The organism is Vibrio sp. 2-1-2a (genome assembly GCF_032648565.1).
Classification (GTDB): domain Bacteria; phylum Pseudomonadota; class Gammaproteobacteria; order Enterobacterales; family Vibrionaceae; genus Vibrio; species Vibrio diabolicus.
Genome location: NZ_WBOH01000005.1, coordinates 384022 through 410850 on the forward strand (window position 1 = coordinate 384022; position 26829 = coordinate 410850).

The window sequence follows — 26829 nt, forward strand, 5'->3', positions numbered from 1 at the left end:
TCATCACTATTTGTCTAGAAGAGGTCGACAGGAATACAGCATGGCGAATTGGGAAGGAGTCAGCGAATTTGTTGCTGTGGCGGAAACCAACAGTTTTACCGGAGCAGCAGCTAAGCTGAAAACATCTGTGGCACAAATCAGTCGTCGGGTATCTGCACTTGAAGAACGACTTGCGGTGAAATTGCTGCATCGTACGACGCGGAAAGTCTCCCTGTCTGAAGCCGGACAACTCTATTACCAGCAGTGTAAACATTTGGTGGAAGGGTTAGAACTGGCCGAACTTGCCGTAACGCAAATGCAGACCGAACCGCGCGGTTTGCTGCGCGTGACGGCTCCTGTGACGTATGGGGAAATGAATCTCGCGCCGCTTTTGCATCAGTTTTTGGAAAAGTACCCGCGTGTGGATCTTGATTTAGTGCTGACCAACCAAAAGCTGGATTTGATTGAGCAAGGTGTGGACGTGGCGATTCGTCTTGGCCGCTTGCAAGATTCCAGCATGATTGCTAAACGTCTTTCGTCGCGCCAAAACTATGTGTGTGCCAGTCCGATGTATTTGGAGCGTTTTGGTGAGCCACATACGTTGTCGGAATTGGGACGGCATCAGTGCTTAGTTGGCTCTGTCGACTATTGGCACTTTAAGGAAAATAAACGCGATAAATCTTTACGCGTGTCGGGACGGATTAAATGCAACAGCGGTTTTGCTTTGGTGGACGCAGCGAAACGCGGTCTGGGTTTGGTGCAATTGCCGGACTACTACGTGCAAGAGGCGTTAGACAGTGGTGAGTTGGTCGAGGTGCTGACCGATTACCGCGACGATCGCGAAGGCATTTGGGCGCTGTATCCGCAAAGTCGTAATTTGTCGCCAAAAGTGAGGTTGTTGATCGACTTTTTGGCGCAAGAGCTTGTTGATTAGCGGCTTAAAGTGCTCATTACAAGGTATGTTGCTAAAACGCCCGGTAATGCCGGGCGTTTTTATTGGGATGAGAGCTGGAATCGAAAAGACATGAACCACTATTGATTGGATTCCGCGTCTTCACGTTTAATCACTTTGTGCCCGTCTTCCGACACGCCTTGTTTCCAATAGCTGCTGATGTAGATATTTTCACGATCAACTTCTTTCTCGTTGCGGAAGTATTGGCGTAGCGCGCGCATTGAATCGAACTCACAGGCACACCATACTGCGGCGTCCCCATCTAGCCATTTTTGTTCGCGTACCGCTTCTGCTAGGGTTTGACCTTCTGTAAGCCAAATTAGCTCCATACCACCTGGTGCGTGCAGAGGCTGGATGTCTGCCGCAGACATCACACTGATCACGGCATAGCCTTTTGCCTCTTCTGGTAGCGTACGAATTTTCGCTGAAAGAGCAGGAAGTGCTGTCATATCGGCGGCCATAAAGAACCAGTCAGCCTCGGTATTCAAATTAGAGATACTGCCTGGACCTACGATATTAATCGTATCGCCTTTTTGTGCGGCCATCGCCCAACGCGCGGCAAAGCCACACTGTAAATCTTGTGTGGTGTGGCGGACAAAATCTACTTCGATGGTGTGTGTTTCCGGATGGAAACGACGAATAGTATAGGTTCGCATTAATGGTCGGTCATCGTCGCTTAGCGTGCTCAAATCGGTACTGCCCATCTCATTGAACAATAGCTTGATGTAGCTACCTTCGCAGTCGCGTGGAAACTGGCTTAGCGCTTCACCTTGCAAAGTAATACGCTGCATATTTGGGGTAATTGTCTCTGTATCTGTGACAACAATCGTTTTAGGTTGAGGCTTCTTCTTCATTTTTGACTCTACTCGATAATTATTCTCTTTCTCATTTAAGGTTATCAAGATCTCTCATAAGAGGGTAGTGTCTTTATATAAATTTACACTGTGAATTGAGCTGGATTATTGGAGTATTGCAGTGGTACTGGGGACTGGGGCGAGCAAAATACGTAGAAAAAATAAGAAAGGGCACGCCAACATGCCCTTTCGAACTTAGCGATGTAAAGGCTTACTGAGTCTGCTCAAGTAAATGTGTTTTTAGGAATCTATCCATCGCTTGGTAACCATCAAGACGGTTCTCTAAAGAGCGGAATCCGTGCCCCTCATTTTCCTTCACGATGTATTCGACCTCGACGCCTCGTTCACGCAGTGCATTAACGATTTGGTCTGACTCGCTCTTCACCACGCGTGGATCTTGTGCTCCCTGTAGAACCAATAAGGGTGCCTTAATTTGGTCGACATGGAACACTGGTGAGTAGGCTTTCATCATTTTCGCGTCTTCAGGATCATTCGGATTGCCTACTTGCTCGTGTAACATTGCAAGGAATGGTGCCCAATAAGGTGGAATGGAGTCCATAAAGGTAAATAAGTTAGATACGCCAACGTAGTCGATTCCGCACTTATATAAATCAGGAGTGAATGTCACCCCCGCCAGAGTTGCGTAGCCGCCATAAGAGGCACCATAAATACATACGTTGCCATCTTGTGCGTAACCTTGTTCGGTAGCCCATTTGACACCGTCGGTAATGTCATCCTGCATGGATTGTCCCCATTGCTTAAACGACTTCTCCCAAAACTCGCGACCATAACCAGTTGAGCCCCTGAAGTTCATTTGCAGCACCGCGATACCGCGGTTAGCGAATAATTGCACCTCAGGCTGAAATCCCCAGTGATCACGAGCCCATGGACCGCCGTGTGGGAGCACAAGCAAAGGCAGATCTTTGGCTTCTCGACCCTTCGGCAGCGTTAGGTACCCATGAATGGTTTCTCCATCGCGAGCGGTGTATTGGATAGGCGTCATCTTCGCCATATGTTCTGGCTTATGCCATGGAGCGTTTTCTGCCAATTTCTCCAATTTGTCTGCTTTACGATCGTAGAAGTAGTAATTTGGTCGATCGACATCGCTGTAGGTGACGACAATCATTTTACTTTCATCTCGCGTCGCACTGGTTACAGAAATTTCTACATTTGGCAGTTTCTCTGAGAGGCGTTCGAAGGTTTGTTGGTAGGAATCATCTAAGAAGTGATAGTGGTTTTTATCTGTCACGTAAGAGATTGAAACCAGCTTATTAAGCGCTTCAGAGTAGTGAGCGCTATTCACGTCAACTTCCGGGTGAGAGAAGATTTCTCGTATTTCTTTATTGGCTTTTACATCGTATTCAACGATGGCTGATTTATCACGCGTAATTCGTGATGCCACATATAAGTTTTTGTTATCCGGCGTGAATGAAATGGGGCTAAAGCTCTCTTTGAAAGTGAGATTCTTTAGCGGCTTAAATTCATCTTCAACCGTATCGCGATATAAAACGGAGGTATTAACACCATCTGATGTGGTGATGACACGAATGTTGCCATCGTGATCGGTACCCCATGAGCGCACATTGCCCGGGTTTTGCGCGACGAGAGTATTTTCGCCTGTTTTTAGATTATGTCGATAAACATCAAAGACTTGTGGGTTACGCTCGTTACTCGAAATCAAAATGTCATCGGGTTGATTGTCTAGCGTGTCGATAACGTATGCCACAACACCGGATGTCGGTGTGATGGTTTTCTCTTCGCCTGTTTTGACATTAACCGTCACGAGATAAAAGTTCTCATCTCCTCCCGTATCACGAGAGTAAATTACGGTGTCTTCGCCAACCCAGTAGTAGTATGCGATGTCGCGCCCTGTTACGGATGTGACGCGTTTTATCTGATCGGGGTTATCTGTGGGATAAACAAAGACGTTCTTACGGTCTTGCCATGGCTTCATCATTGAGATGTAGTCACCAGCAGGAGAGATTTGATAGCTAGAAACTTCGCTGTTTTTAAAGAAATAATCCACTGGATACTCGGGTGGAATCATTTCAGCATTGGTTGTGGTGGATGTTTGACTGCAACCCGCCAATAATAATCCAAAAGTGGCAGCAAGAATAAGCTTGCGAGTGTGCATTGTGTAACGCTCCTTGTGTAAAGGGCCTTAAGCTCATGAGCTTTTGGCCAGGGTGATAGATTCATCGCAGTTACTGCGAGCAAGCAACGAACATTAAAATAGCTGTGGCTTATGATTAGTGTGCTTTTAATAAATAGCGCATTGCTTCGCTACTATGACCCTGGCATTGTCCAAAAGTGGCGTTAGATTGTGATTATTGATTCAGTATCTACCTGAACTTTGTATTAGATCACGGTTTTACGGCTATTTTGTCTTCTATATCATTGGGATAGTCGACAGCAGTAAAAGCGCTGCCATCCCATAGTTAAACCCTTTTACACGCCTAGATGTGGTCAACCAGCGTTGAAGTTGCATGCCTGCCGCGGTCCAAAATGTTACCGATGGCAAGTTAGCTAAGCAGAAGATACCCGCGATAAAAGTCAGCTCTAGCCATGCGCCACCGCTGCTGTACACGGTAATAGCCGTTAACGCCATCGACCAACCCTTCGGGTTCACCCATTGGAATGCCACCGCCCCTAAAAAAGACATCGGGCGAAAATCGTGTTTTGCTTCGGTTTTGCCGCTCGTGGCGATTTTGTACGTCAAGTACAGCAAATAACTCAAGCTCAATACTTTCAAAATGGAGTGAGTAATCGGGTAAGCGTTGAAGAGACTCATCAAACCAATGCCCACCAAAATTAACATGGCACCAAAGCCGAAGGTAATGCCCAACATGTGTGGGATAGTGCGTTTAAAGCCGACATTTGCCCCTGAGGTCATCAACATAATGTTATTGGGACCCGGCGTAAAAGTGGAGACAAAAGCGAACAACGCCAAAGCGCCCAGTTGATGATATTCCATAGATTGTTCCTTGAATCAGTTCTCGATAAGTTGAGAACAACTATAAGTAGAACTGAGGTCAATATTGTGCTTTTATTTGATGATTAGAAACTAAATAAGCAATGAAACATCATCATGGATAGATTTGACGAAAGAATATTGCAAGTGCTCAAACGAGACGGAAGAATCTCCAATGTGGAGCTGTCGGAACGCGTTGGTTTATCTCCGTCTGCAACCTTACGCCGAGTGCAAGATTTAGAGCGTAAAGGCGTGATCAAAGGCTACCGAGCGGTACTGGATAATCAGCAACTTGGCGTGGGTTTTGTCGCTTATGTGTCGATTGGTTTGGCCTCGCACTCTAAGCAGGCGCAGTTGGGTTTCGAAGAGCATGTGCGTTTTGTAAACGAGGTGGTGGAATGTCACAACATCACTGGTGCGAACGAGTATTTGCTGCGTGTGGAAACGCAAGATCTCGCCGCTTATAAAGCGTTTCACGCTGATGTGTTGGGTGAGTGCGAACACGTCAAGTCGATCACAACCATGGTGGTGATGGATACACCGAAAGACGAACGTTAGTCGGTCAAGCGTGGCATGGTTTTGTGGCGCGCGAATTTGAAGTGACTCGAAAGAGTCAGTCGAGTATGAGATAAGTACACAACAAATGCTGGAAAGCAGATGGCACTCTTACAATTTCCACCTTTATTCTCACCTTCGAAATAATCTCATCCTGCTAGTTTTGCTTAAACCGCTTGTGTTCATGAGCGGCGAGTCAGCAAATTTAAGGATGAACGATGAAATCACATGTAACACTTCCTCTTTTGAGCTTAAGCGCTGTTGCCGCATTGAGCTCATTTAACGTCAACGCCCACGGCTGGGTAGAATTTCCAAGTGCTCGTCAGAATACGTGTTATTTAGACGGTGGTTTTTGGACCAATGAGATCCCCAACCAAGCGTGTAAAGCGGCTTTTGAAGAATCTGGTGCTTACCCGTTTGTGCAACGCAGTGAAATTGCAGCAAACGTACCAAATTACCGAGATATGGAGCATGTTAAAGCCGTAGTCCGTGATGGCGAACTGTGTTCTGCTGGAGACGCGGCTAAAAAAGGTTTGAACATTCCTTCTCCAAACTGGCAGCGCACCAATGTTACGCCAGATGCAAATAACCAGATTGAATTGGTGTTTTACGGCAAGGCGCCGCACAACCCATCGTACTGGGAATTCTATCTCACCAAGCCGACTTATGATGATTCAAAACCGCTTACTTGGGGGGATTTAGAGCTGATTGACACCGCAGGTGACGTGTATGTTGATGCGGAAAAACGCTACCGTATTCAGGTGACTTTCCCAGCTGAGCGCTCGGGCGATGCGGTGCTTTATACTCGTTGGCAGCGCATTGATGTCGCTGGTGAAGGTTTCTACAACTGTAGTGACATTACGTTAAACGGAACAGGTACGACGCCGCCGACTGACCCCGTTGATCCAACCGAACCGGGTAATAATCTGACATCTCTGGGCTACTTTGTTCAGCAAGGTTTTGGACCAGTAGAAGCGGGTGACACCATCCGTTTCCGTACGTTTAATGCGACAGGCAATGAAATTGTTGATATTTCACTGCCAATCAGCGCAAACAATACGACGACTTGGGCGGCAGAAATTGCGGATCAATTTAACGCGCAGCAAACGGGCGATTGGTATGTGGGCATTTGGCATCAAGAGATGAACCACTACATGTTCGATAGTAAGAACGTGAATGCGAACCAAGTATTAGCGCCAAGCGCAGACTTCAGTTATGCGTTGTCACTGATCAAAGCGGATGTACCGCCACCAGTTGAACCAACCAACTTGTGGGACAAGACGGCTGTTTACGACCAAGGTGATGTGGTGACGCACAACGGTAAAGAATGGACCGCTCAGTGGTGGACGTCTGGTGAGGAACCAGGCACAACGGGTCAATGGGGTGTATGGCGTTAAGCCATTTATTCGGGCCCTGATCAATAAAACCCTTCTCATGTGAGAAGGGTTTGTTTTTTCAGTCTAAAACGACCACTTTGGTGGAGTGGTTGTCTTGAAAATCAGAGCACATATCGTTATTCGCTTGCTCTCCACTCGATCCAGTTGAGCATCGCGTAGTCTGCCAGTTTGAGCATCGGAATGTCTTCGTGTGTATCACCGTAGGCATAAATAGACTCAAACTCGTCGAGCGAAAACGCCGCCTTAACGCGCGAGACTTTTCTTTCTAAACTGCAATCACCTTGCTGGTAAAAGCCACTCAGTTTTGGCTGTTCTGAGATCAGTTCACTGCACAGCAAGCGGTAACCGTTCGCTTCACACCAAGGCTTGAGATACGCATTGAGTGATGCCGACACCACCACAATGGTATCGCCTCTGTGTTGGTGCCACGCCAACCTTTCCATCGCTTCTGGCCGTAAGTACAGCGGGATCACTTCATGGGCAAACTGAGCGCCAATCGCTTCAATTTGCTGCTTTTCTTTCCCTGAAAATGCAATAAAACTGCTGAGCGGACGCATAAGACGAGCGGGTAACACTCCGAGTTTGTACAGCGCATAAAATGGCATGATGGCGACCTTTCCTACTCGTTTGCGCAGGCCATAAGCAGAATAGTGGAGGAAAAGGCTAAACATATCCTCTCGGGTGATGGTGCCATCAAAATCAAACAGTGCCAGTGACGGCTTGGTAGTATCGAGCAAATTCAGCGCCTATTTTTCGATTTAAGATCGTTTTGTGTTTATTGATAAAACACCGCTAACCAGATGGTTTCTTGCGTTGGGTCAGTCCAGCTCACTTTGTGTTTAGTATGAGCTGGAATCGTAACGTGATCGCCTGCCTCAAGTCGTTTCACTACACCTGATTCAAAAGTCAGCTCTCCAGCTCCTTTAAGAACCAATACCCATTCATGTTCTTCTTGATCGTACCAGCCACTTTTGGGCGAGGTTTGCCCTGTTGAGACAATGCGTTCTATACGCAGGTTTTTGTGGGTCAGCAGGTCTTCGAACACTTCCTCGTCGAGGTTATTCGGTAAGTCTTTAAACAGGTTCATGGCCTTTCCTTAGATAATGATCAGTCCAAAAGGCGCAAGCAATTGCTCTTGTTGCCAATCACAAATTTTAACACCAAACAGAGAAACGCGGCGAACATCCAGCCCGTCTAGTTCGACATGAGTCAGATCACATTGCTCAACGTTAAAGGTTCCCCATTGTTCTGGCGAGAATTCGCAGCGAGATAAATCCGAGCCTTTAAGAGTTGCCCCTGCGAGGTTTGCACCGTTCCAACGGTTTTCAAAGAGGTCACATTTTTCTAGTAACGCTCGCTCGAAGTTACAGTAGGTAAGGTTGCAGCCAGTAATAAAAGCAGAACAGAAAAACATGGTGTTACTGACGCGATTAGCAAAGTTCGCACCTTGGAAGTTTGCCCCTTTGAGATCGCACTTACGCAGCTCCAAGCCCATACAATTTGCGCCGTTAAACAGGCTCATCGCCAACATACAGTTCGTAAAGCTGGCGTCTTTTAAGTTTGCGAAGCGAAAACTACACCCTTCTAGCGCTTTGGATTCGATAAAGCGACAGTCGATGAACTTAGCATCGCGCAGATCGGCATGGTCGAAACTGCACATATAAAAGTGGCAGTTTTTAAAGGTGGCATTCTGAAAATCGTGATGAGAAAAGTTTTCTCGTTCAAAAATGAGATCGGTTTTTAACATGTCTTCTCCTTAGCTGCGAGCAGACTAGCACTCCAAGCAACTGATTTTCCAGAAAAATAACGCCTTGTATTTCAATGTGTTACAAACCCCTCAAATCGCGATTTTAAGGGGTCAAACGAGCGTTTTAAGTGGGTTGTTTTTTGAAAATAGAAGACGTAGAGGAAGAAAAAAGTTTTTGCTGGCTACGAGCCCTAGCGAGAGGATTCGTGTTTTTGAGTAGGCATGGCTTCTCACACGCACAGTTTGCATTACAGAATTGTATCCGATTTGCATAATTTGTTGATCGGTATGGCGTTTCTCTATACAAAAAACCTATATTTTTCACAAATTGATTTCCATCAAAATAGTAGGGTTTCTATGTGCTAGATTGCGCGCAGCTCAAAAAAATATAGATGCCCGTGTGCTTCAAGGCACTGAGTTTACTTGAAATCTAAGGCCAGTCAGCAGGCACACCTTTGGGTACGACATAACGAAGCCCTATAAAAGGAAATAAAAAATGAAAAAAACAATCTGCAGTCTAGCAGTGGTTGCTGCACTCGTGTCACCAAGTGTTTTCGCTCATAAACAAGGTGACTTCGTTCTTCGTGTTGGTGCGGCGTCTGTCGTTCCAAATGACAGCAGCGATAAGATTCTTGGTTCTCAAGAAGAATTGAAAGTGGATTCAAATACGCAGCTTGGTTTGACGTTTGGCTACATGTTCACAGATAACATCAGCCTAGAGCTTCTAGCTGCAACGCCATTCAGCCACGATATCTCAACAGATTTGTTAGGTCTTGGTGATATCGCGGACACCAAACATCTTCCACCAACGCTTATGGTTCAGTACTACTTTGGCGAGCCACAAAGTAAGTTCCGTCCATACGTTGGTGCAGGTCTCAACTACACCATGTTCTTTGATGAGGGTTTCAATAGCACGGGTAAAGGCGCTGGCCTTTCAGATCTTAAGTTGGATGACTCATTCGGTCTAGCAGCGAATATTGGTGTGGACTACATGATCAACGATCAATGGTTCCTCAACGCTGCTGCGTGGTACGCAAACATTGAAACAGAAGCAACTTACAAAGCAGGTGGAGCGAAGCAAAAAACCGACGTCAAAATTAACCCTTGGGTATTTATGATCAGCGGCGGTTACAAGTTCTAAGAAAAACCAGTAGTTACACGCATATTACTATTATTGGCATGACTTTGGGGGCGGTTACGGGGACTGCCCCTCTTTTTTATCCTCGTTTTGCTTGCACATCATTTACTCAACTTAGCAACATGCAAAATTGGATCTTTACCTTGCAGATCATTTTATTGTCCGAAGATCGAAAAGTCCTACACTGATCACATAATTGAACAAGTGGACAATATAAATGAGCGGCGACATCGCGAAGCATTCTTCCTCCAGATCTAAGCTGGTAAAAACTCTTTTCTTTACTCTATGTGTTATCGCATTTGGTGCGATGTATTGGTCTTGGCAGTATTCAGATAGTCATCCAAGCACGGAAGATGCCTACGTTAGGGCAAAAATTTTATCGGTAGCCCCTCAAGTAAAAGGCCAAGTGGTTTCTGTGGATGTCAAAGACTTCCAATCTGTTAACAAAGGTGACCTACTGCTGAAGATTGATTCGCGCCCATATCTGTTGGCAGTGAAGCAGGCAAAAGCGGCATACCAATTGGCGGTCCAGCAACATGACGTTGCCGATAAGCAGGTAACTGAAGCCGTTGCGGGCTTAGATGCGGCGCGCTCTAACCTGACAGAAGCGCAAGTGGAGTACAAACGTACGGATTCCTTGGTGAAACGCAAACTGGCGTCGGACCAAGATTTAGATACGGAAAAAAACAAACTAGCCAATGCCCAAGCGAGCCTAGAGCAAGCGCGTGCGACGGTAGAAAAAGCCATTGCGAACCGTGGTGAAGAAGGCGTAGAGGCTGCGGTCGTTCAACAAGCGGCAGCGCAGTTAGCGCAAGCGGAGCTGAACTTGAGTTACACCGACATTACGTCACCAGTGGATGGCATTGCCGGTGAAATCAATACGCACGTGGGCTCGGTCGTTAGCGTGGGTCAAACGCTGTTCCCTGTAATTTTAAAAGACAGCTACTGGGTACGCGCGAATTTTAAAGAAACCGATCTTACGCATATCAAACCTGGCATGCATGCGGATGTGGTGATTGATATGTACCCAGACGTGGTGTGGAAAGCAACGGTAGAACAGCTGTCGCCTGCGAGTGGTACATCGTTCTCCTTGATGCCACCAGAAAACGCAACGGGTAACTGGGTTAAAATCAAACAGCGTTTCCCTGTACGTTTGGCATTAGAAGTACCAGCCGATGCGCCGCAACTTCGCGTGGGTGCGAGCTCAGAAGTCACCATTGATTTGCAAAGTAGCGTGCAATGAACCATCAAATTACGGCAGACAAACGGGGAATTGCCACCGTCGCCGTGATGCTTTCTGCCATCATGGTGTTAATCGATATGACCGTTGCGAACGTGTCGCTATCGCACATGATGGGCGCGTTGGGCGCAACAGCAGACCAAATTACGTGGGTGCTGACGGGTTACAGCATGGCGGAAGCGATCTTCATTCCGATGACCAGTTTCTGGGTGTCGCGCTTTGGTGAACGCAAAGTCATGCTGGTTGCCGTGATCGGTTTTGTGATTGCCAGTGCGCTTTGTGGGCAAGCACAGTCTCTTGAAGAGATGGTGCTATTTCGCATTATCCAAGGCGCTTTCGGCGCGTCGGTGATTCCATTGGCGCAGTCGACGTTAGTGCAGATTTATCCGTATGAGCAAAAAGGCAAAGCGATGGCGATTTTCTCCATCGGCATTTTGCTTGGTCCTATTTTGGGCCCAGTTGTGGGTGGCGTGATCACCGACAACATCAACTGGCGCTGGATTTTTTACATCAACTTGCCATTCGGTTTGATCTGTACCTCTTTGATTTATCGCTATATCCACATCGACAACAAATCCAAACCTAACTTTGACTGGTGGATCATCGGTTACATGGCGTTAGGTGTGGGCGCGTTGCAGTTTGTGTTGGATAAAGGGAACGAAGAAGACTGGCTCAACTCACGCATGATTCAGACGGCGATATTGCTCGCGGTCATGGGATTGGTTATGTGGATCCATCGCAGTTGGAAAACCAAAAGCCCAATAGCGCCATTATGGCTGCTTAAAGACCGAAACCTTATGGTCTCGTCATTGATGATTGCCGTGGTGTCGATGGCGATGTTTGGCCTGACGACTCAACAACCGATGTTGTTGGAAAGTTTGCTGGATTATCCGGTCTCAACCACTGGCTTATTAATGGCACCGCGTGGGTTGGCGTCAGCGGCGATGTTGATTTTGGTGATTAAGCTCAATCCGCAATTCGATCCCAGAATCAAAATAGTCTTTGGCTTGAGCTGTATCGGGATTGGTAGTTATTTGATGACGCAATACTCACTGCAGATCGATACATTTTGGATTGTGATGCCGAGTATGATTCAGGGCATGGGGCTTGGTTTAACCTTCTCGATGCTGTCCACCTTGGCGTATTTAACGATTCCGAAAGAGCAATCTGTCGCGGCGGCAAGTATTTACAATTTGTTCCGTACGATTGGTAGTTCGTTTGGTATCTCTATCGCCACCACTTTCCAATATCGTGATAGTCAGCAGCAATGGCATGCGCTGGGAGAGGGTATTAATCCTTATAATCCTAACTTGCATGACTGGGCGGCCAATCAGGGGATTTCCATTACCGACCCGGTTGCGTTAGACCAATACCAACAAATGTTGCAGCAGCAATCGCAAATGGTCGCGTTTGTGCACACCTTCCAGCTTGTGGGAGTGATGTTCGTGATCATGATGCCGATGCTGGTTTTCATCCGGTCGCGTGAATAACAACAAGTTCAGGTGAACCGTGTAAGAGAACGCCTCTCAAGTTGTGCCAGCTTGAGAGGCGTTTTTTATTGGACGGTATCAGTGAAAGAAGGACGTTTACTCAAACGTCACTTCATCAAAATGCGGATTGGCTTTGAGCGCGCGCATTGCGACTAATTGTTCAGTCGGGAAGGCGGTGTGCTCACCATCCATATCTAAAAACAAGCACTCTTGTCGCTGCATGTCGTAGCCTGTGTCGAACGCGTTGCCCTGATGAGTTTCACCATTTTTTAGTGTGATCTCGATCGGGAGCTTAAACATACAGGCGATTTCAATAAAATCGTATTGGCTGCAAGTCACCATAGTTTTCTCCTTTCAAACCGACGCAGTATTCAGAAGGTTTGAGAACCGTATCCTTAAATAGAAGACGTTTGATTGAAACTGAATCTTCATCTTACACCTCATTTTGGTCACGAAATAGACATACACGCACGTTTTAATAAACCTACTGTTGAGCGTTCGCAAGCGAGACAAAACAACGATATGTCTGAGACGATACTTAAGCGCACATACCTAACGAGTGAACAAAAGACACAAAAGCCAAGTTCACTGATTCCGCCTCAAACCTACCATGCGCAGTTGGCGCACCGTGTTCACCACTCGCCTCAATTTGAAAACGGCCGCGTTAAAAACGAGATGCCAAACGTCCCTAGTCCGCAATCATTCTGGCAGGTTTGTTGGAGTTATCTTGGTGGTAGAACACCGTTGAGTCCTAACGAACATCTGCCACATTCCCCAATTCAACCCACGCAGTTTGCGCAGCGAAGTGAATCGATGCGCCTTACTTGGCTGGGCCATTCCACTATGCTGGTGGAGGTCGATGGCATTCGAATTCTGACCGATCCGGTATTTGATTACGCTTCTCCGTTCATCGCAAAAGCGTGGTTTGAACGCAATATTCCCAATACTCACGCCAGAGATTGTTTGCCGATTCCTGAAATTATCGTGATTTCGCACGATCATTACGACCATTTAGAAGCGTCGACCATACGTTTCTACGCCGATAAACCCGTGACGTTTTATGTGCCCTTAGGGGTTGGTAAGCATCTGATAAAATGGGGCGTTTGCGCAGACAACATCGTGGAATTCGACTGGTGGGATAGCGTGCACTATGCCGGAATCGAACTGATTTGTACGCCCGCTAACCATAATTCGGGTCGTACTTATTTCGATAAAAACTCGACCTTGTGGGCATCTTGGGTCATCAAAGGCAAAGAAGAGACGCTCTATTTTAGTGGCGATTCAGCTTACGATTCGCACTTTTCTGAGATCGCACAGCGATGTGGGCCAATCGACATTGCCTGTTTGGAAGTGGCTGCCGATGTGAAAGACCAAGGTTATCCGGTCGAAAACTGGGGGCACATGCAGGCTCATCATACCGTGCAAGCGTTTCGCGATTTAAATGCGAAAAAACTGTTGCCAGTACATTGGGCTACATACGAACTGTTTACTCACCGCTGGGACGAACCGATTTTAGATTTGCTTGCCCATTGTCAAAAAGAACATATAACGCTGCTGACGCCAATGCCGGGGGAGAGTTTTTACGTTCATCAAGAATATATAAATAAACAATGGTGGCGAGAAAAAGAAATATGTGAGCCAGATATAATTTTGACTTAATAACATGATCTTACTTCAATAATTATTTTATAAATTAACCTTGTTATTTTCAGAATATAACAAGGTTTTTACTGGTCATTGAAATTCAAAATTTCCATAGGTTCACTTTCCAATTGTGATCTCACGCTTTTATAAATCGATTGGTGTCATTTTTTGATACTTTTCATCTGAAAATTTGCGCTCTTATCAGAAAAGTTTTAGTAAAAATCTTTGCCATCTTAATTTTACTCTTCAAAACAATTATACTGACTATTATCTTGATAAGCCCATAGAGCAATGGCCATAACTTGTTCTTGATGGGTAAAATGTATCCAGTTAAAGAAAAGTAAAAAAAAATCTAATGGATAAGACATGTTTTACGCCAACAAGATAGAATATTGAGACCAAAATCACAAGAGTAGGACTCTCTTGAATTTATCATCATGGATGCTGAATAAATAAAATACAGGCATTGTTAGATGAATAATTCTGCAACGTATTTACTTGCTGCTTTACGAGAAAAAATAAAAGAAAAAGGCATTGGATATTCTGAACTTTCTATTGGACTTGGAATCCCGCTTTCTACTATAAAAAGGCAGCTTCACAATACGTCTCTTGGTTTAGATAAAATCTTGTTGTACGCCAGGCACCTTGATACGGATTTGGTTGAGTTATCCATGCGAGGTAAGCAACTGCAGCAAGAGAGTGAACAGTTTATCACCGACACCAACAGTGAGATTTTTCATCAATATCCTCACTTATTTGATTTTCTTTATCTTTTGCGTCGACCTGAGTGGCCTTTAGAAGAGATCGCTCGGAGATACCAGCTGAGTGATACTTCCGTTGCGCTCTATTTACGTGCACTAGAAATGATGGATTACATTGAACTGAAAGGGGATAAACACTATCAATTTAAAGATACAGGCCGCTTTATTTTTGAAGAAGGTTCAAATTTAGACACGCTATTTGCACAGCGCTTTCGTGAAGAAGTGTTTAGCCACGATATTCGACCTCCAATTTGTGTTGGACGTATTGCGATTACCGAAGAACAAGAAGAAAAACTGGCAAATGAAGTGTACAACAAACTAATTGAGTTTGATGTTCAAAATAAAACCAGTGAAAACAGTCAACGACTAAAAAACGTTTTACTCACTTTCACACCTGGTAATCAGATATTTTTGGCTGACACAATTCCGAATATTAATGGCGATTTATTAAAAGCCATCACTATCGCTAAAGAAAAATAAAAGAATAATTATCGGAAGCTTGTGCTTATTTAGTGCGAGCCGGGCTTCTGCACACTAAAAACACTCATTTATATAAATGAGAATATAAAAATAACGCAAATAATAGGGAAAAAGTATGTTTAAAAAGAGCACACTTGCCATTCTGATCGGGGCTACTATTTCGCTTGTTGGATGTGGTTCCAATGATAAAACTGAAATCCGTTTACCACAGGCGCCAACTTCGGAATTTACTAACGTGATTGATCGTACTGGTAATCCAACTTACCTGCGTGATTACGACAGTTATTCGAACCTGAAGTACAACGCGTTGACGGATAACGGCGCGTGGCATGGCCATTTGCTACCTGAAGATGCGGCGGGTTATGGCGCTTTCGGCGGTATTATGCAAGTGACGCAAGAGTACGCGCATTTTATGTCTGGCCAAACGTTCGACAAGCTCACGTTGACTGACAAAGTGAGTGGCCAAACTTACGATTTATCGGACGCAGAAGCGAAAATCTATTCCATTCCAGGTGCGTTAGTGCAGGTGTTGGACTTGGACGATATTCACGTGCAAATGGTGCTGCGCTTCGTGACTGATCGTTCTTCGCTGGTGGAAACGCTCATCACTAACAAAACTGATCGTGATATGAACTTGGCGTTGGAGTGGGACGGCGAGTTAGTGAAATACGCGCTGTCGACGCGCAAAGACCAAACCGTGGCGCAGTACTACCCAGATTACAAGCGCCGGATTTCGACCATCGAGAACGGCATTAAAATTAACTTTAGCGAGATGAAAGACAACTGGGCGATTCGTAATGACCGCGATGCCGAGTTCCGCATTACTCGTTCTCTACCGACGAAGACGTTCACCAACGAAACCTCATTCAGTTCTACCGCGGAGATGAGCCTACCAGCTGAGCAAACATCGGCGGTTTATACGGCGTATTCTAACCTGCACAATGCGAAAGAAGTGCAGTCAGAATCGTTGAAATTGCAAGATGTATTGGCGAATCCAACTCAATACATGGAAGCGTCGAAAGCGCGTTGGGATGGCTACTTAGCGAATGGTCTCATTAACAAAGAAGCGACAGCAGACCAAGCTCGTGTGGCCGTAAAAGCGATGGAAACCCTAAACGGTAACTGGCGCTCTGCGGCGGGCGATATTGAACAAGCGACAGTCACGCCATCGGTCACTGCGCGTTGGTTCTCTGGTAACTTAACATGGCCGTGGGATTCGTGGAAACAAGCGTACGCGATGGCGCATTTCAACCCAGATGTTGCGATGGACAACATTCGCACGGTATTCCAAGAGCAAGTTCAAGCTGATGACAAGATTCGTCCGCAAGACAAAGGCTACTTGCTGGATGTGTTGACGTACACCAAACCTGTTAGTCGTGGTGGTGCTGGCTCTGAAAACTGGAACGAACGCAATACGAAACCATCGTTGGCGGCATGGTCTGTGATGGAGGTGTATCACGCTCTCGTGAACCAGTTTGATCGCCCAGAAGACGCGCAAAAATTCATTGATGAAATGTATCCGAAGTTGGTGGCATACCACGATTGGTGGCTATCAAACCGCGACCACAACCAAAATGGTGTGCCTGAATACGGCGCGGCAGTGGACCCAGCACACAACACGGAAGAAGGCGTGATGTACGTTTGGGTAGAAACGCGGGATCCTAACTTCACGACCATTATTCCGGCAGAAGACATCATCGAGCAAAACGGCAATTCTTATAAAGTAAAAGGCATGGCGTCTTACAATAAGATTCTTGATGAAGTGGATTACATGACGATTCACGTCGGCGCACAAGAAGCGGCTGGCTGGGAATCGGGCATGGATAACGCGGCTCGTTTTGGCTTTATCTACAACATCCACAACATGAATTCGCAAGCTGAAGACATCAGCAATCCAGACAAAAATGTGGATCAACTTGGTCGCTACGCGGCAAGTGCGTACGGCTTTGATAACAGCATCAAGCTGGAAGGCGAAGAGTGGGTGTACAGCAATACGTCAGCGGAAAACTTAGCGAAACTCGATCTTGCGAAGAAAGATTGGGAAGTTCGTTTTGCAGAAAATCGCACCAACAATAATGCTGCGGACGGCGAGCTGCTTGGCTTCTCTATGCTGCAAGAATCGGTGGATCAAGCCTCTTACATGTACTCAGACAACAAATACTTAGCGGAAATGGCGAAGTTGGTGTCCGATGGCGTAGAAGGTAAAGATCGTGCGCAAGAATTCCTTAACGGCGCAGAAAAAATCAAGACTTACATTAACCAATGTATGTTTGATGAAAGCACAGGATTCTTCTACGACATTCACTTAAATGTGGCTGAAGATGGCACTACTCCTGCGCCTCTTGCAAATGGCTGTGCGGGTTTGCCGATTGTAGAACGTGGAAAAGGCCCTGAAGGTTGGTCGCCGCTGTTTAATGGTGCAGCAACGCAAGAGCATGCCGATAAAGTGATCGCGGTGATGCGTGATCAAGACGAGTTTAACACGCCAGATAAATTCCAAGGAACGGGTGTGCCTTTGCCGACCGCATCGCAAACCAACCCTGCTTACGGTAAAGATGTGTACTGGCGTGGTCGTGTATGGCTAGACCAAGTGTACTTTGGCTTCCGTGCGATGGAAAACTACGGCTACAAAGAAGAAGCGATTGCAATGGCGAATGAGTTGTTTAACAACGCAGAAGGTATGACGGGTGACATGCCAATCCGTGAAAACTACAACCCTGAGACGGGCGCGGTACAAGGTGCGTCGAACTTCTCTTGGTCTGCGGCGCATTTGTACATGATGTACAACGGATTCTTCAAAAACTAGATCGCACACATTAGGCGCTTTGGATGACCCCTAGCATTTGTAGCGCTTAAAAAATGATAATTCATTGATAAATAAGACAAACCGGACTGTATTGGCAGTCCGGTTTTTTATGCCTCTTGTCACAAAGATTTTAGTGCTGGGTCAGGGCGTGTTGCCATATCGAAAGCATCTCTTCACTAAACAAGTAAAAGCGCATGTCGAGTACCGCGTACTCCGGTCTTTGACAAACGGCCATCGCGACTTCTGCTGCTTCTTGAGGTGGGTAACCATACACTCCGCAAGAAATCGCAGGCAGCGCCACACTTTGGCAGTGGTTGGTGAGCGCGAGATCCAGCGAGCGTTGATATGCAGATTCCAACACCGCTTTTGGATCGGCGAATTTATCGTAAATCGGGCCAACGGCATGAATGACGTAACGCGCGTTTAAATTGCCAGCCTCAGTAATGCGTGCGTCACCAAACGGGCATCGAATACCGTCGACATCATCAACGGCATAACACGCATTGATAAGCGCAGGCCCTGCTGCGCGATGAATGGCACCATCGACGCCACCTCCGCCGAGCATTCTCGGATTTGCTGCATTCACGATGGCATCGACATGTGCGGTGGTGATGTCGCCTTGGACTAACGAGATCGCGTTCATTTTTTTGAGCCTTCTACAATGATGAGAAACAAATGGTCAGTAACACAGTTAAGTGTAGCTTACTCATCAATGACTTGAGGTTTTAACTCGACAACATTTCCTTCCGGATCATGTATATAGAGTGATCTACCGAACCCTTGTGCGCCATACCGCTTCGCAAACTCTTCGGCTTCAATGCCGCGTGAACGCAGATATTCCAGCATTTCATTTTCTGAAAAAGGCGCTAGTTGCAGGCAAAAATGGTCAATATTACGACCATTTTGAACTGGTGGCTTTCCGCCAAGTTGCCCTAACTCGCTGTCCACCGTCACCACATCAATCAATGCGTTACCAGCCCTAAGCTGGGTTAAACCAAGCTCCATTACTTCGCGCTCGACAGGGCAGCCCAAAATATCTCGATAGAAATGCAACATGGCGTCGAGGTTGCACGTTCTTAACACGACATGATCAAGGGCTTGGATTGCGATTGGGTTGTTGGTGGGCATGTTTCACTCCTTTTGTGCGGTTATGAAAAAGTATACGACCTGAACGTCCATATTGATCGTTAAGCCATTTTTAACATATGCGCATTTAGTCATAAAGAGTGCGTTTAAGAAGAGAGAAAGAGTTTTTGGCGAAACGCCTTGATGTGCGACCGAGTCAGGCGTTTAGGCCTGTAGCAAATTGGTCACGCGCCCAAGCTCGCAAACATTGATGGGAAGTGTTGGATTCATCTCGTTTATGGAAAATCAGTTTATAGCTGACTGGCTCGGAAAGCATTGGAGTTTGAATGACTTGCAGATTCAAAGCCGATTGCCATTTCTGCGCCAAAGACAGGGGAAGCACGCCTAAGCAATCGTGTTTCGCTACATAGAGCATCATGCCAGAGAGCGATGTTGCCATCATTTCCACATCACGCTCTTGCAGCCCTGGCTGGTGAACTTCGGTGTCGCTAACTGGGAAGTCTTCGTCTCCGACAAACCGACAGTGCTTTTCAGAATAAAACTGTTCTTGTTCGATTTTTCCTGCGATACGGTGGATCAGCGCTTCATTACAGCTCAGGCGGAAAGTGCTTTGATCGGAAATGGCATCATTGATCATCGCAAACGCCTGATGAAATTTAGGTAGTAACTGATGCGCTACAGAAGTGAGTTTGATTTGTCGCCCATCCTTCACAAATAACGATTTGTTGGTTTCTTTTTCCAAACGCTTCATGGATGCGCTAATCGCTGGCTGAGTTAGCCCTAGGTGCTCTGCGGCGCGAGAGTAAGATTGATATTCAGCAACAATTAAAAAGGTTTGGATTAGATTAAAATCCATACGATACCTAAATAAAAATAATCACTAGATTGAGTGGGTGGCTCTTTGATTTTTGGGCTAGATGTTCGCCCTAGACACCCACCTTGAAATAAGCCCCCTTAACGCACTTACGAGCTAAGGAGGCGACAGAGCAGTGGTTCGTTAAAACGAATTACTTAACTACTTTGATTTCAGGCATTTGATACTCACCACTTTGGATTGCATCGTCAGCGCCGTAGAAACGCATGATGGCGTAGAACGGTTTTTCAGGTACTGGCAAGAAGTTTGGATCGTCTGCACGGCCTTTCTCGTTCGCACTCATGTAAATGGTGTAGTAACCGTCTTTGTCCGCTTTCATGGTTCGGTCGCCACGGCTGTGACGGTTTAGGTCGTTTTTCGCCATCAAACGGTTGTCGTTGCCGTAAATAGTAACAGACCAGAATTCGCTGACGTTCGGCGCTTTAAAGCGCATCACGTAATCATGCTTCGAACCATCCAGTTTTTGACCAGTGCTGTCGAAATCTGATTTACGGTAAGACGCTTCGATAGGTGGTAAGCCCCACTGACCAAGGTAAGTACCTTCTGCAAAAATATCGCGTGGCGCATCACCCAAGGTATCGCGTGTACCAAGCAACGTACGAGCATCTGTCATTTTAGGCGCAAGTTCGACGAGGTGTTCCATGCCTTTCTTCTCACCAATTTTTGCCAGTTTTAGCTGCTCAGGTGTGAAGTCAGTTTTGCATGGTTCAACGCCGATAGATTGGTATTTGTCCAACCACTGTTTGTCTGCATTACCCATCGAGCCATCACATAGCACGAAGTTCACGCGTTCAAGCCATGTTGAATTTTTTGGATCTGGGTACGTTCTTTGTACTGGTTTTGGCCCGTTCTTACCTAAATATTCCGATAGGGTACGAATGTTCCATTGGTCCATGTAGTTAAGCGCGACTTTTGCGTCTTCGTCATTCACTGCCATGATGCGACCCATCAGCTTCACAAGGTTGCTGTCTACGCGAACCACTTCGTCGACAGAAGCTGGCACTTCACCTTGCCAATCTTGTGCTGCAAACATGAACTGGCCGCCTTTTGTGCCGCGAGTACGAGAACTGAACGCTGCGTTGGTGTAGTGGCCCATGTCCATTGTATGCAAGATCCAGTAACGGCCTTCATCCATATCAGGCACGCTCACAATGACAGGTTCTGCAGCAACATCTAACCAGCCCATAAGGTGAAGCGTATCGTTATTAATGGTTGGGTGAGCGGTGTAAGAGTCATCAGCTAGAGCACGAATATTCTGAAAGCGGTTGAGCGGATAGTTGTTTTCTACCGCCGTGTGATAGAAAAACTTGTACGCTTCATCGATAGAGTAGCCGTAGATATAAGCATCTTCTGCAAGATCAACATTGGTGTTAGCCGCAAATACAGAGCTGGCTCCTAGCGCTGATAATCCCAATAGAGTAACGAGTAATTTTTGTTTCATGGCTGGTTTCATCCATTTGTTTGTGAGGATATGTTTCCAGCTAAGCTTAGTCGTTCACCCGTTTATTACAGAAATGAATTGTGAGTATTTAGTCTATATCAAAAGTGATATGCTGTGAGAAAAGCTAAAGAGATAACGTTGATGAACTTTGATTACAATTTGCTCAAGGTGCTTGCGGTGATTCTTGAAACACGCAACACCACAACGGCTGCGGAGCGTTTGTGCACCAGCCAGCCTGCTGTGAGTCGAAGCTTGCGTAAAATTCGGGATTTGTTTAACGACGACATTTTAGTGCGTAAGGGCACCAATATGGAGCTCACGCCGAAAGCCGAAGAGATCAAAGCGCAGCTGTCTGGGATCATCAACGACATCGACAAGCTAGTGAATGTTTCTCATAGTTTTGATCCCGCGATCGAAAGCTGTGTTCTGCGTGTTGCGATCAACTCGTCCATTGCGCAATGGTTTTCTGCCGCGTTTACTCAGCTGCTAGCCAAAGAAGCGCCGTTTATGAACTTGGTGATCGAAGACTGGACGGAAACCACGCCAGACAAAATCGATGCGGGTGAAATCGCTTTTGGCATCAACTATTTCCCTATGGAATTGCCGAAGCATCTGGTTCAGAAAAAAGGCGGGCGGGACGACTTTGCTCTGGCCTGTCGCGCGACGCATCCGCATGGTGGCAAACGCATGTATTTGGATGACATTTCAGAGTACGCGTACGCGGTTCACATCATCCAACATTGGAATGAAAAAGAAGATCACATCTCGCGCTTATTACAGCCTTTTTCAGTTGTCCCAAGAATTCAACTGCGTACCACGCACATTAACACCATTTTGAATTTGGTTGCGGATAGCGATGTGTTGTTTCCTTGTTCGCGTCACTTGATCAATCAGTTAGATAAGCGTTTTTCTTTTATTGAATTTGATGACGCGCTGCCGAAATTAGAAGGTAACTTCGGTTACGTTTACAGCGTAAAGCGCCGTAATGATCCGTTGATATTGTGGGTTAACAATACCGTTGAATCGTTGATGAAGTCGTTAGGCATTGAGTCGTAACAATGGTTGGTGAAACGGTTTGAACAACCGGGTTCGATAACGCACTGATCCCGGTTGTGTTGCTTGATGCAATTACTCGTATTCAGAAGCGTAAGTTTCTTCATAAGTGTGCGAGTAAAGTTCGAACAGGTTGCCGAATGGGTCTTCTAGATAGACCATTTTCGCAGGCTTGTTATCGTCTTCTGGGTGGTAACGCATGATGTCCATACGAACTTTGCCACCAAACGCTTCAGTGCGCTGGATTGCACCTTCAAAGTCGTCCGTCTGCAAACAGAAATGGAAGATTCCGATGCGAGAGAAATCCACTTCATGGCGCTCTTGACGCTCTTTCATTTCAAATAACTCAAGTCCGATGCCATCGCTTGTCACTAGATGCGCAATGTTGAAGCCTTTAAAGCCCTCACCAAAGACCGCAATACACATTCTGCCAATTGCGGTTTCGCGTTCTTCAATCACTTTCGTGTTACCCATAACGACTTTTAGACCAAGCGCTTGCGTGTAAAACTCAACCGCTTTATCCATATCTCCGACCATAATACCGACATGATTCATTTTCATTTGTTTGCTCCCAACATGTGTGCTTAAACGTTGTTTTGTTTCGATGTGGGAGAGTATATGGTGTGGTTTTAATTACATGAAATTATCATAAATTATAAAAATAATAATTTTGTGTAATCAACATGGGCGGGGTTCGAGCTAATTGGCTAATGCCTCAACAGCTTGCTGTACCGAGGTGAAGTGAATTTTGATGATGCATCTTTGTGCGAGACTAAACTCATGCGACTGGATGAGTGACGTAACTTCCTCGACGGACAGAGTGCGTTCTTCCGGTTGTAAAACGGTGGTGTTCGAATCGTTGTATTGCAACCCGAACGTGTTGCCATTTGAGTCAATTACGTAATCATCTGGCCCCCAAATGAGCGCTTCGCATTCGGAATCAAGATCGGCATGAGAACGCAAATAGATAAGTTCATCGTCGCCATCGAGTTTCAATAAACATGGCCATGTAACCATGGGGCCTCCGGTGTAGTGGCTAAAATTGTTTCAATGTCTGAAAGGGCAAGGTGAGCGCTGGCATTCAAGGTGTTGGCCTTAAACCGCAGTCAAAAATTACGTGTGTTGAGCAATAATCGAAAACAGCTCGTCAACCGTTCTTGCCACGTAATCTGGTTGCACGCTCCAATGCTCTGGCATCGCGCCGCTGTACGCTGCTGCAACGGCAATCACTTTACTTTGGCCACCCAACTGCTGTTCGATGTTGCGTGCGAATTGCGTGTCGGCTTCATGGTCACCGATGTACATCAGCTGTCGATTTTCTGCGTGACCAAAAATCGACTCAACGCATTTGATGCCACTGTACGCATCGGGCTTTTGGTGTCCGTTCGAGACGTCATCATACCCGACGATGGATTTAAACGGCGCACTGATGCCGTTGTCGGACAGCACTCGACGAATATTGCTTTGTGAGTTTTGAGAGCAAATGCCATGAGGCAACTGCGCAAACTCTTTAATAACGCCATTAATGCCTTCAAACAGGGTTACTGGTGTTTGGTTTTTCTCTTGATGCTCTGCCCATAAACCACCAGCTTTTAGCATTTCATCATGGGACATGCCGTAGTAATCCACGTAGAGCTCTTGCCAGTTTTTCGCCGCGTGGTTTGCGTAGTGATAGTTGGCTTCTGAATGGAGATATTTCGGTAAATTATCGCCAGTTAAATGCGGGGCTACGATGGCTAAGATCGCTTTGGTGATGTCGATGTTTTTCGGTACAGAGTTTACGAGTGTCCCATCGTAATCCCACAATATGGCGTCTAATTTCATTCAACGTTCTCGTTGTTATTGATGGTTAAAAGCTGGAACCGGGTTGCTGCAAAAATGCTAACTCTTCGGGTGTGCTTTCTCTACCCAAGATGGCGTTGCGATGTGGGTAACGTCCAAATTGGTCGATGATGGCTTTGTGTTTTAGCTCAAAATCGTAGTTATTTTCAAGCCCTGATGCGCGAAACAATTTCTCTGCTTCGACATGAATGAGGCGAGATTCGCTGTGCATAAAAGGCATGTACAAAAAGCTTAGCTGCTCAGGCACTAATTCTTGATCGTGTCCTAACCGAATTGCTTCTTGAGCCAATGCTAATGCGAGCGGGTCTTGCGCAAATGCTTTTGGGGTGTTGCGATACACATTCCGTGAAAACTGATCGAGGACGATGATTTCGGCCAATCGTCCTTGTGCGCTGTCACGCCAATTAAACAGTTCACAACGAGCGGCTTGTTTTAGTACCGAGGCAAATCGTGATGCAATATGTTTGTCCAGTTCTGGGTTGTTTTCAAACCAGTTTTGAGGCGTTAGCTCTTCGAACCAGAACTTGATGATTTGTTGATGCATGGCGCTTCCTTTTGTTGTGCCTTAATAGCAAAAAGCCAGAAGCGTGGCTTCTGGCTTTTGGCGTGTTATCGACCGTAAGTCTCTACGATGTAACGTTCAAAATCGTCACACATTTGTTCGTCAGAGATGACGTTGCTTGCCAGTTCTTTACTGCCGTCGACGACTTTAATTGTCGCGTTCAGTGAAGCAACTGGTGCTCGTTCTCGTGTTGCAAGTGAGTCGATTTTCTTCTGCTGTACTTCCCACGCTTGCTCTGGCGATAGATTACATACATCTGCCAAGTACTTAGCATTGAACCCCTCGCCAGTCAGGCTGAAAATGGTTTCGTTGTGCGACAAATGATTGCCTGCGTGCCAGTAGTGTTTTGCCAGCAGTGGGCCAATTTCTGGGTTATCCGTCAGATAGCCAAACTTCTCAAGGAAGTATGCACGGGTCTGGTACACCGCCATGTGCGCGAGTAGGTAACCTTGATACGCGCAAGCCGCTTCGTCGGATAGCAAATGTGGAATCGCCATCAGTGGGCGAGGGCTGCATTCCAAACCAAGGATCTGTTTTTCACAATCGCGAGCCAGCTTAGTGATGCGTTCTGGCGTTAACTCATCATCGCTCAGTTGATATAACGCGCGCTCAAAGTACGGCACAACCAAGATGCTACGTTCTTCATAAGCTTTGAATGGCTGACGACTGTTGATCATCGCTTGAATTGTCTCATCAGGAACCGAATTCCCTTCATCATCCAGTGCGTACTGTTTTAGCCAATCGGCATCGGTTAACAGGCTGTCACAGAACATCGACTGAGTTTCTGCATAAGCCATCGACGTCGGCGCAAACTCCTGCGAAAAACAAGGCGCGTTCATTTTTACGTTCGCAAAGTGTGCTGCGTGGCCACCTTCGTGGAACAGCGTGTTAATGCCATCGTAGCCGCTGCCCACTTGGTCTGGTTTGGCATTGCTGGTGAAGTTCACCTGTGCTGCGACCCATTCGCCTTGATTGTAGAAAGAAGGGATCGGGCCGTGGCAGAACCCATTCGGGTACTTACCTTTGCGGTCTAACAAATCCAGCGTTAGCGTCGCGCCAGAGTAATCAATATTTAGACGACCAAACGATTCTACCCAGCGTCTCAGAGATTTAGAGAACGGCACGTATGGGTCAAGGTCACGCATGACGTCACCCGCGAACGAGTATACAAAGTTGAAGCCAGTGAGTGCGCTTGCACCTTTCTCTTTCGCCAAGTTTTCTAAGCTGTTTAGGTGCGCATCTCGCGTGCGTTGTTCGAAATCTTCCAAAATCTCGAATAGCTGCTCAGAGCTCATCTTTTCCGTTTTTTGCACGGAGTAATCAAAGAAGGTCGCATAACCCAGTGAGCGAGCGAACTGGTTGCGCAGTTTGATCAGTTCTATAAAGCCGTTTTGCAGTAGCCATTGTTCAAGGTTCAGCAACGCTTGATGAGCCGATTGGCGAACTTCTTCATGATTGCTGGTGCGAATGGTTGAGCTCAATACTGGCAGTGAACCTTCTACTTGCTCGCCGTTTTCATCGGTAAACGTTTGTACGTGATTCTGTTTTTTCTCGAATAGCTCAGCTTCAAAGGCAATGAGCTGATTTTTCAACGCTTGTGCTTTTTCGCCCTCGATGGCGTGAGATTCAAACATCGCTAGCCAACCAGAAAGGCCCGTAATGGTTTGCTGTTTCTCTTGTGGGTCGGTAATTGAGTCCGCGGCTTCAAGCTGTTGTTTGATGGCAGTAATTTGCTCGGCGTTGCTCAAAAAGTTTGTCCACGCCGTTTGTGCTTGCGTTGAGCCATCATGGTCATCGCTGATCCCCATGTAAGTTTCCCAAAAGAAATCTTCTTTGGTGCGGTGAATCGCGAGGTAACGTTGATTGAGGTCGTTGAGATAATCCGTTGCGGTCATTTTGATCCTTCAAATGGTTTCGTTATGTAGACAGTTGATTATTGCACGCTTGGCCGCGAGAA

At 46.3% G+C, this 26829-nt stretch carries 26 protein-coding genes; 10 read left to right on the plus strand and 16 right to left on the minus strand.

Features of this window, described 5'->3' with window-relative positions:
* Positions 1-40 precede the first annotated feature (40 nt).
* Positions 41-913 (plus strand): LysR family transcriptional regulator, encoded by an 873-nt coding sequence (locus F7Y48_RS16105; protein ID WP_005391982.1) that lies wholly within the window; start codon positions 41-43, stop codon positions 911-913.
* Positions 914-1011: 98 nt separating this feature from the next.
* Here the strand turns inward: F7Y48_RS16105 and F7Y48_RS16110 are convergent, their stop codons facing one another.
* The 3 genes from F7Y48_RS16110 to F7Y48_RS16120 all read right to left on the minus strand — a co-directional run bounded on the left by F7Y48_RS16110 (position 1012) and on the right by F7Y48_RS16120 (position 4759).
* Positions 1012-1785: a siderophore-interacting protein gene (locus tag F7Y48_RS16110; protein WP_301609895.1), complete on the minus strand. Its 774-nt coding sequence runs from the start codon at positions 1783-1785 to the stop codon at positions 1012-1014.
* A 211-nt stretch (positions 1786-1996) separates the two neighbouring features.
* Positions 1997-3919 (minus strand): S9 family peptidase, encoded by a 1923-nt coding sequence (locus F7Y48_RS16115; RefSeq protein WP_316685033.1) that lies wholly within the window; start codon positions 3917-3919, stop codon positions 1997-1999.
* A gap of 255 nt (positions 3920-4174) precedes the next feature.
* On the minus strand, positions 4175-4759 hold the full coding sequence (locus F7Y48_RS16120) for a LysE family translocator (RefSeq protein ID WP_048625534.1): 585 nt from the start codon (positions 4757-4759) through the stop codon (positions 4175-4177).
* Positions 4760-4873: 114 nt separating this feature from the next.
* Between F7Y48_RS16120 and F7Y48_RS16125 the strand changes: the two genes are divergently transcribed.
* Together F7Y48_RS16125 and F7Y48_RS16130 are read left to right on the plus strand one after the other, a co-directional pair.
* Entirely contained in the window at positions 4874-5314 is a 441-nt protein-coding gene (locus F7Y48_RS16125) for an Lrp/AsnC family transcriptional regulator (RefSeq protein ID WP_005482841.1), read from the plus strand.
* A 215-nt stretch (positions 5315-5529) separates the two neighbouring features.
* Positions 5530-6708: a lytic polysaccharide monooxygenase gene (locus F7Y48_RS16130; protein ID WP_046875595.1), complete on the plus strand. Its 1179-nt coding sequence runs from the start codon at positions 5530-5532 to the stop codon at positions 6706-6708.
* A gap of 116 nt (positions 6709-6824) precedes the next feature.
* On the opposite strand, the gene F7Y48_RS16135 is transcribed toward F7Y48_RS16130, so the two are convergent.
* The 3 genes from F7Y48_RS16135 to F7Y48_RS16145 are packed head-to-tail and all read right to left on the minus strand — an operon-like array spanning position 6825 to position 8455.
* Complete coding sequence (locus F7Y48_RS16135; protein ID WP_046875594.1) at positions 6825-7445, minus strand: HAD-IB family hydrolase; 621 nt, start codon at positions 7443-7445, stop codon at positions 6825-6827.
* A 38-nt stretch (positions 7446-7483) separates the two neighbouring features.
* Complete coding sequence (locus F7Y48_RS16140) at positions 7484-7795, minus strand: cupin domain-containing protein (RefSeq protein WP_085344444.1); 312 nt, start codon at positions 7793-7795, stop codon at positions 7484-7486.
* Positions 7796-7804: 9 nt separating this feature from the next.
* Complete coding sequence (locus tag F7Y48_RS16145) at positions 7805-8455, minus strand: Qnr family pentapeptide repeat protein (protein ID WP_085344443.1); 651 nt, start codon at positions 8453-8455, stop codon at positions 7805-7807.
* Positions 8456-8951: 496 nt separating this feature from the next.
* On the opposite strand from F7Y48_RS16145, the gene ompW reads away from it, so the two are divergent.
* The 3 genes from ompW (at position 8952) to F7Y48_RS16160 (ending at position 12323) form a co-directional block, all read left to right on the plus strand.
* A complete protein-coding gene (ompW, locus tag F7Y48_RS16150; protein ID WP_005391962.1) occupies positions 8952-9596 on the plus strand; it encodes an outer membrane protein OmpW in 645 nt (214 codons plus the stop codon).
* Positions 9597-9810: 214 nt separating this feature from the next.
* Entirely contained in the window at positions 9811-10836 is a 1026-nt protein-coding gene (locus tag F7Y48_RS16155) for an HlyD family secretion protein (protein ID WP_316685036.1), read from the plus strand.
* A complete protein-coding gene (locus F7Y48_RS16160) occupies positions 10833-12323 on the plus strand; it encodes an MDR family MFS transporter (RefSeq protein ID WP_316685037.1) in 1491 nt (496 codons plus the stop codon). Before F7Y48_RS16155 ends, F7Y48_RS16160 begins: the two co-directional genes overlap by 4 nt.
* Positions 12324-12419: 96 nt before the next feature.
* Here the strand turns inward: F7Y48_RS16160 and F7Y48_RS16165 are convergent, their stop codons facing one another.
* Positions 12420-12665 (minus strand): Rho-binding antiterminator, encoded by a 246-nt coding sequence (locus F7Y48_RS16165; protein ID WP_005460845.1) that lies wholly within the window; start codon positions 12663-12665, stop codon positions 12420-12422.
* 180 nt (positions 12666-12845) lie between these two features.
* Here F7Y48_RS16165 and F7Y48_RS16170 point away from each other — a divergent pair, with 180 nt between their 5' ends.
* From F7Y48_RS16170 to ygjK, 3 genes are all read left to right on the plus strand, one after another.
* Positions 12846-13982: an MBL fold metallo-hydrolase gene (locus F7Y48_RS16170; RefSeq protein ID WP_316685055.1), complete on the plus strand. Its 1137-nt coding sequence runs from the start codon at positions 12846-12848 to the stop codon at positions 13980-13982.
* A gap of 458 nt (positions 13983-14440) precedes the next feature.
* Complete coding sequence (locus F7Y48_RS16175) at positions 14441-15208, plus strand: transcriptional regulator (protein WP_316685038.1); 768 nt, start codon at positions 14441-14443, stop codon at positions 15206-15208.
* 115 nt (positions 15209-15323) lie between these two features.
* Positions 15324-18014, plus strand: coding sequence for an alpha-glucosidase (ygjK, locus tag F7Y48_RS16180; protein WP_134646372.1), 2691 nt, complete (start codon positions 15324-15326; stop codon positions 18012-18014).
* A gap of 130 nt (positions 18015-18144) precedes the next feature.
* Here the strand turns inward: ygjK and F7Y48_RS16185 are convergent, their stop codons facing one another.
* From F7Y48_RS16185 to F7Y48_RS16200, 4 genes are all read right to left on the minus strand, one after another.
* Positions 18145-18657 carry an O-acetyl-ADP-ribose deacetylase gene (locus tag F7Y48_RS16185; RefSeq protein WP_053809672.1) on the minus strand — a complete coding sequence of 171 codons (513 nt, stop codon included), beginning with the start codon at positions 18655-18657 and terminating at the stop codon, positions 18145-18147.
* Positions 18658-18716: 59 nt separating this feature from the next.
* Complete coding sequence (locus F7Y48_RS16190; protein WP_053809671.1) at positions 18717-19142, minus strand: VOC family protein; 426 nt, start codon at positions 19140-19142, stop codon at positions 18717-18719.
* A gap of 154 nt (positions 19143-19296) precedes the next feature.
* Complete coding sequence (locus F7Y48_RS16195) at positions 19297-19956, minus strand: LysR family transcriptional regulator (protein WP_316685039.1); 660 nt, start codon at positions 19954-19956, stop codon at positions 19297-19299.
* A 151-nt stretch (positions 19957-20107) separates the two neighbouring features.
* Complete coding sequence (locus tag F7Y48_RS16200; RefSeq protein WP_203496632.1) at positions 20108-21415, minus strand: DUF1254 domain-containing protein; 1308 nt, start codon at positions 21413-21415, stop codon at positions 20108-20110.
* A gap of 141 nt (positions 21416-21556) precedes the next feature.
* On the opposite strand from F7Y48_RS16200, the gene F7Y48_RS16205 reads away from it, so the two are divergent.
* A complete protein-coding gene (locus F7Y48_RS16205; protein WP_029846112.1) occupies positions 21557-22471 on the plus strand; it encodes a LysR family transcriptional regulator in 915 nt (304 codons plus the stop codon).
* Between the two features lie 72 nt (positions 22472-22543).
* On the opposite strand, the gene F7Y48_RS16210 is transcribed toward F7Y48_RS16205, so the two are convergent.
* From F7Y48_RS16210 to F7Y48_RS16230, 5 genes are all read right to left on the minus strand, one after another.
* A complete protein-coding gene (locus F7Y48_RS16210; protein ID WP_316685040.1) occupies positions 22544-23029 on the minus strand; it encodes a VOC family protein in 486 nt (161 codons plus the stop codon).
* A gap of 138 nt (positions 23030-23167) precedes the next feature.
* On the minus strand, positions 23168-23485 hold the full coding sequence (locus tag F7Y48_RS16215) for a DUF4144 domain-containing protein (RefSeq protein ID WP_005460842.1): 318 nt from the start codon (positions 23483-23485) through the stop codon (positions 23168-23170).
* Between the two features lie 96 nt (positions 23486-23581).
* Positions 23582-24292: an HAD family hydrolase gene (locus tag F7Y48_RS16220; protein ID WP_021821233.1), complete on the minus strand. Its 711-nt coding sequence runs from the start codon at positions 24290-24292 to the stop codon at positions 23582-23584.
* A 25-nt stretch (positions 24293-24317) separates the two neighbouring features.
* Complete coding sequence (locus F7Y48_RS16225; protein WP_316685041.1) at positions 24318-24854, minus strand: DUF924 family protein; 537 nt, start codon at positions 24852-24854, stop codon at positions 24318-24320.
* A gap of 65 nt (positions 24855-24919) precedes the next feature.
* Positions 24920-26767: a M3 family metallopeptidase gene (locus tag F7Y48_RS16230; protein ID WP_316685042.1), complete on the minus strand. Its 1848-nt coding sequence runs from the start codon at positions 26765-26767 to the stop codon at positions 24920-24922.
* Positions 26768-26829 lie beyond the last annotated feature (62 nt).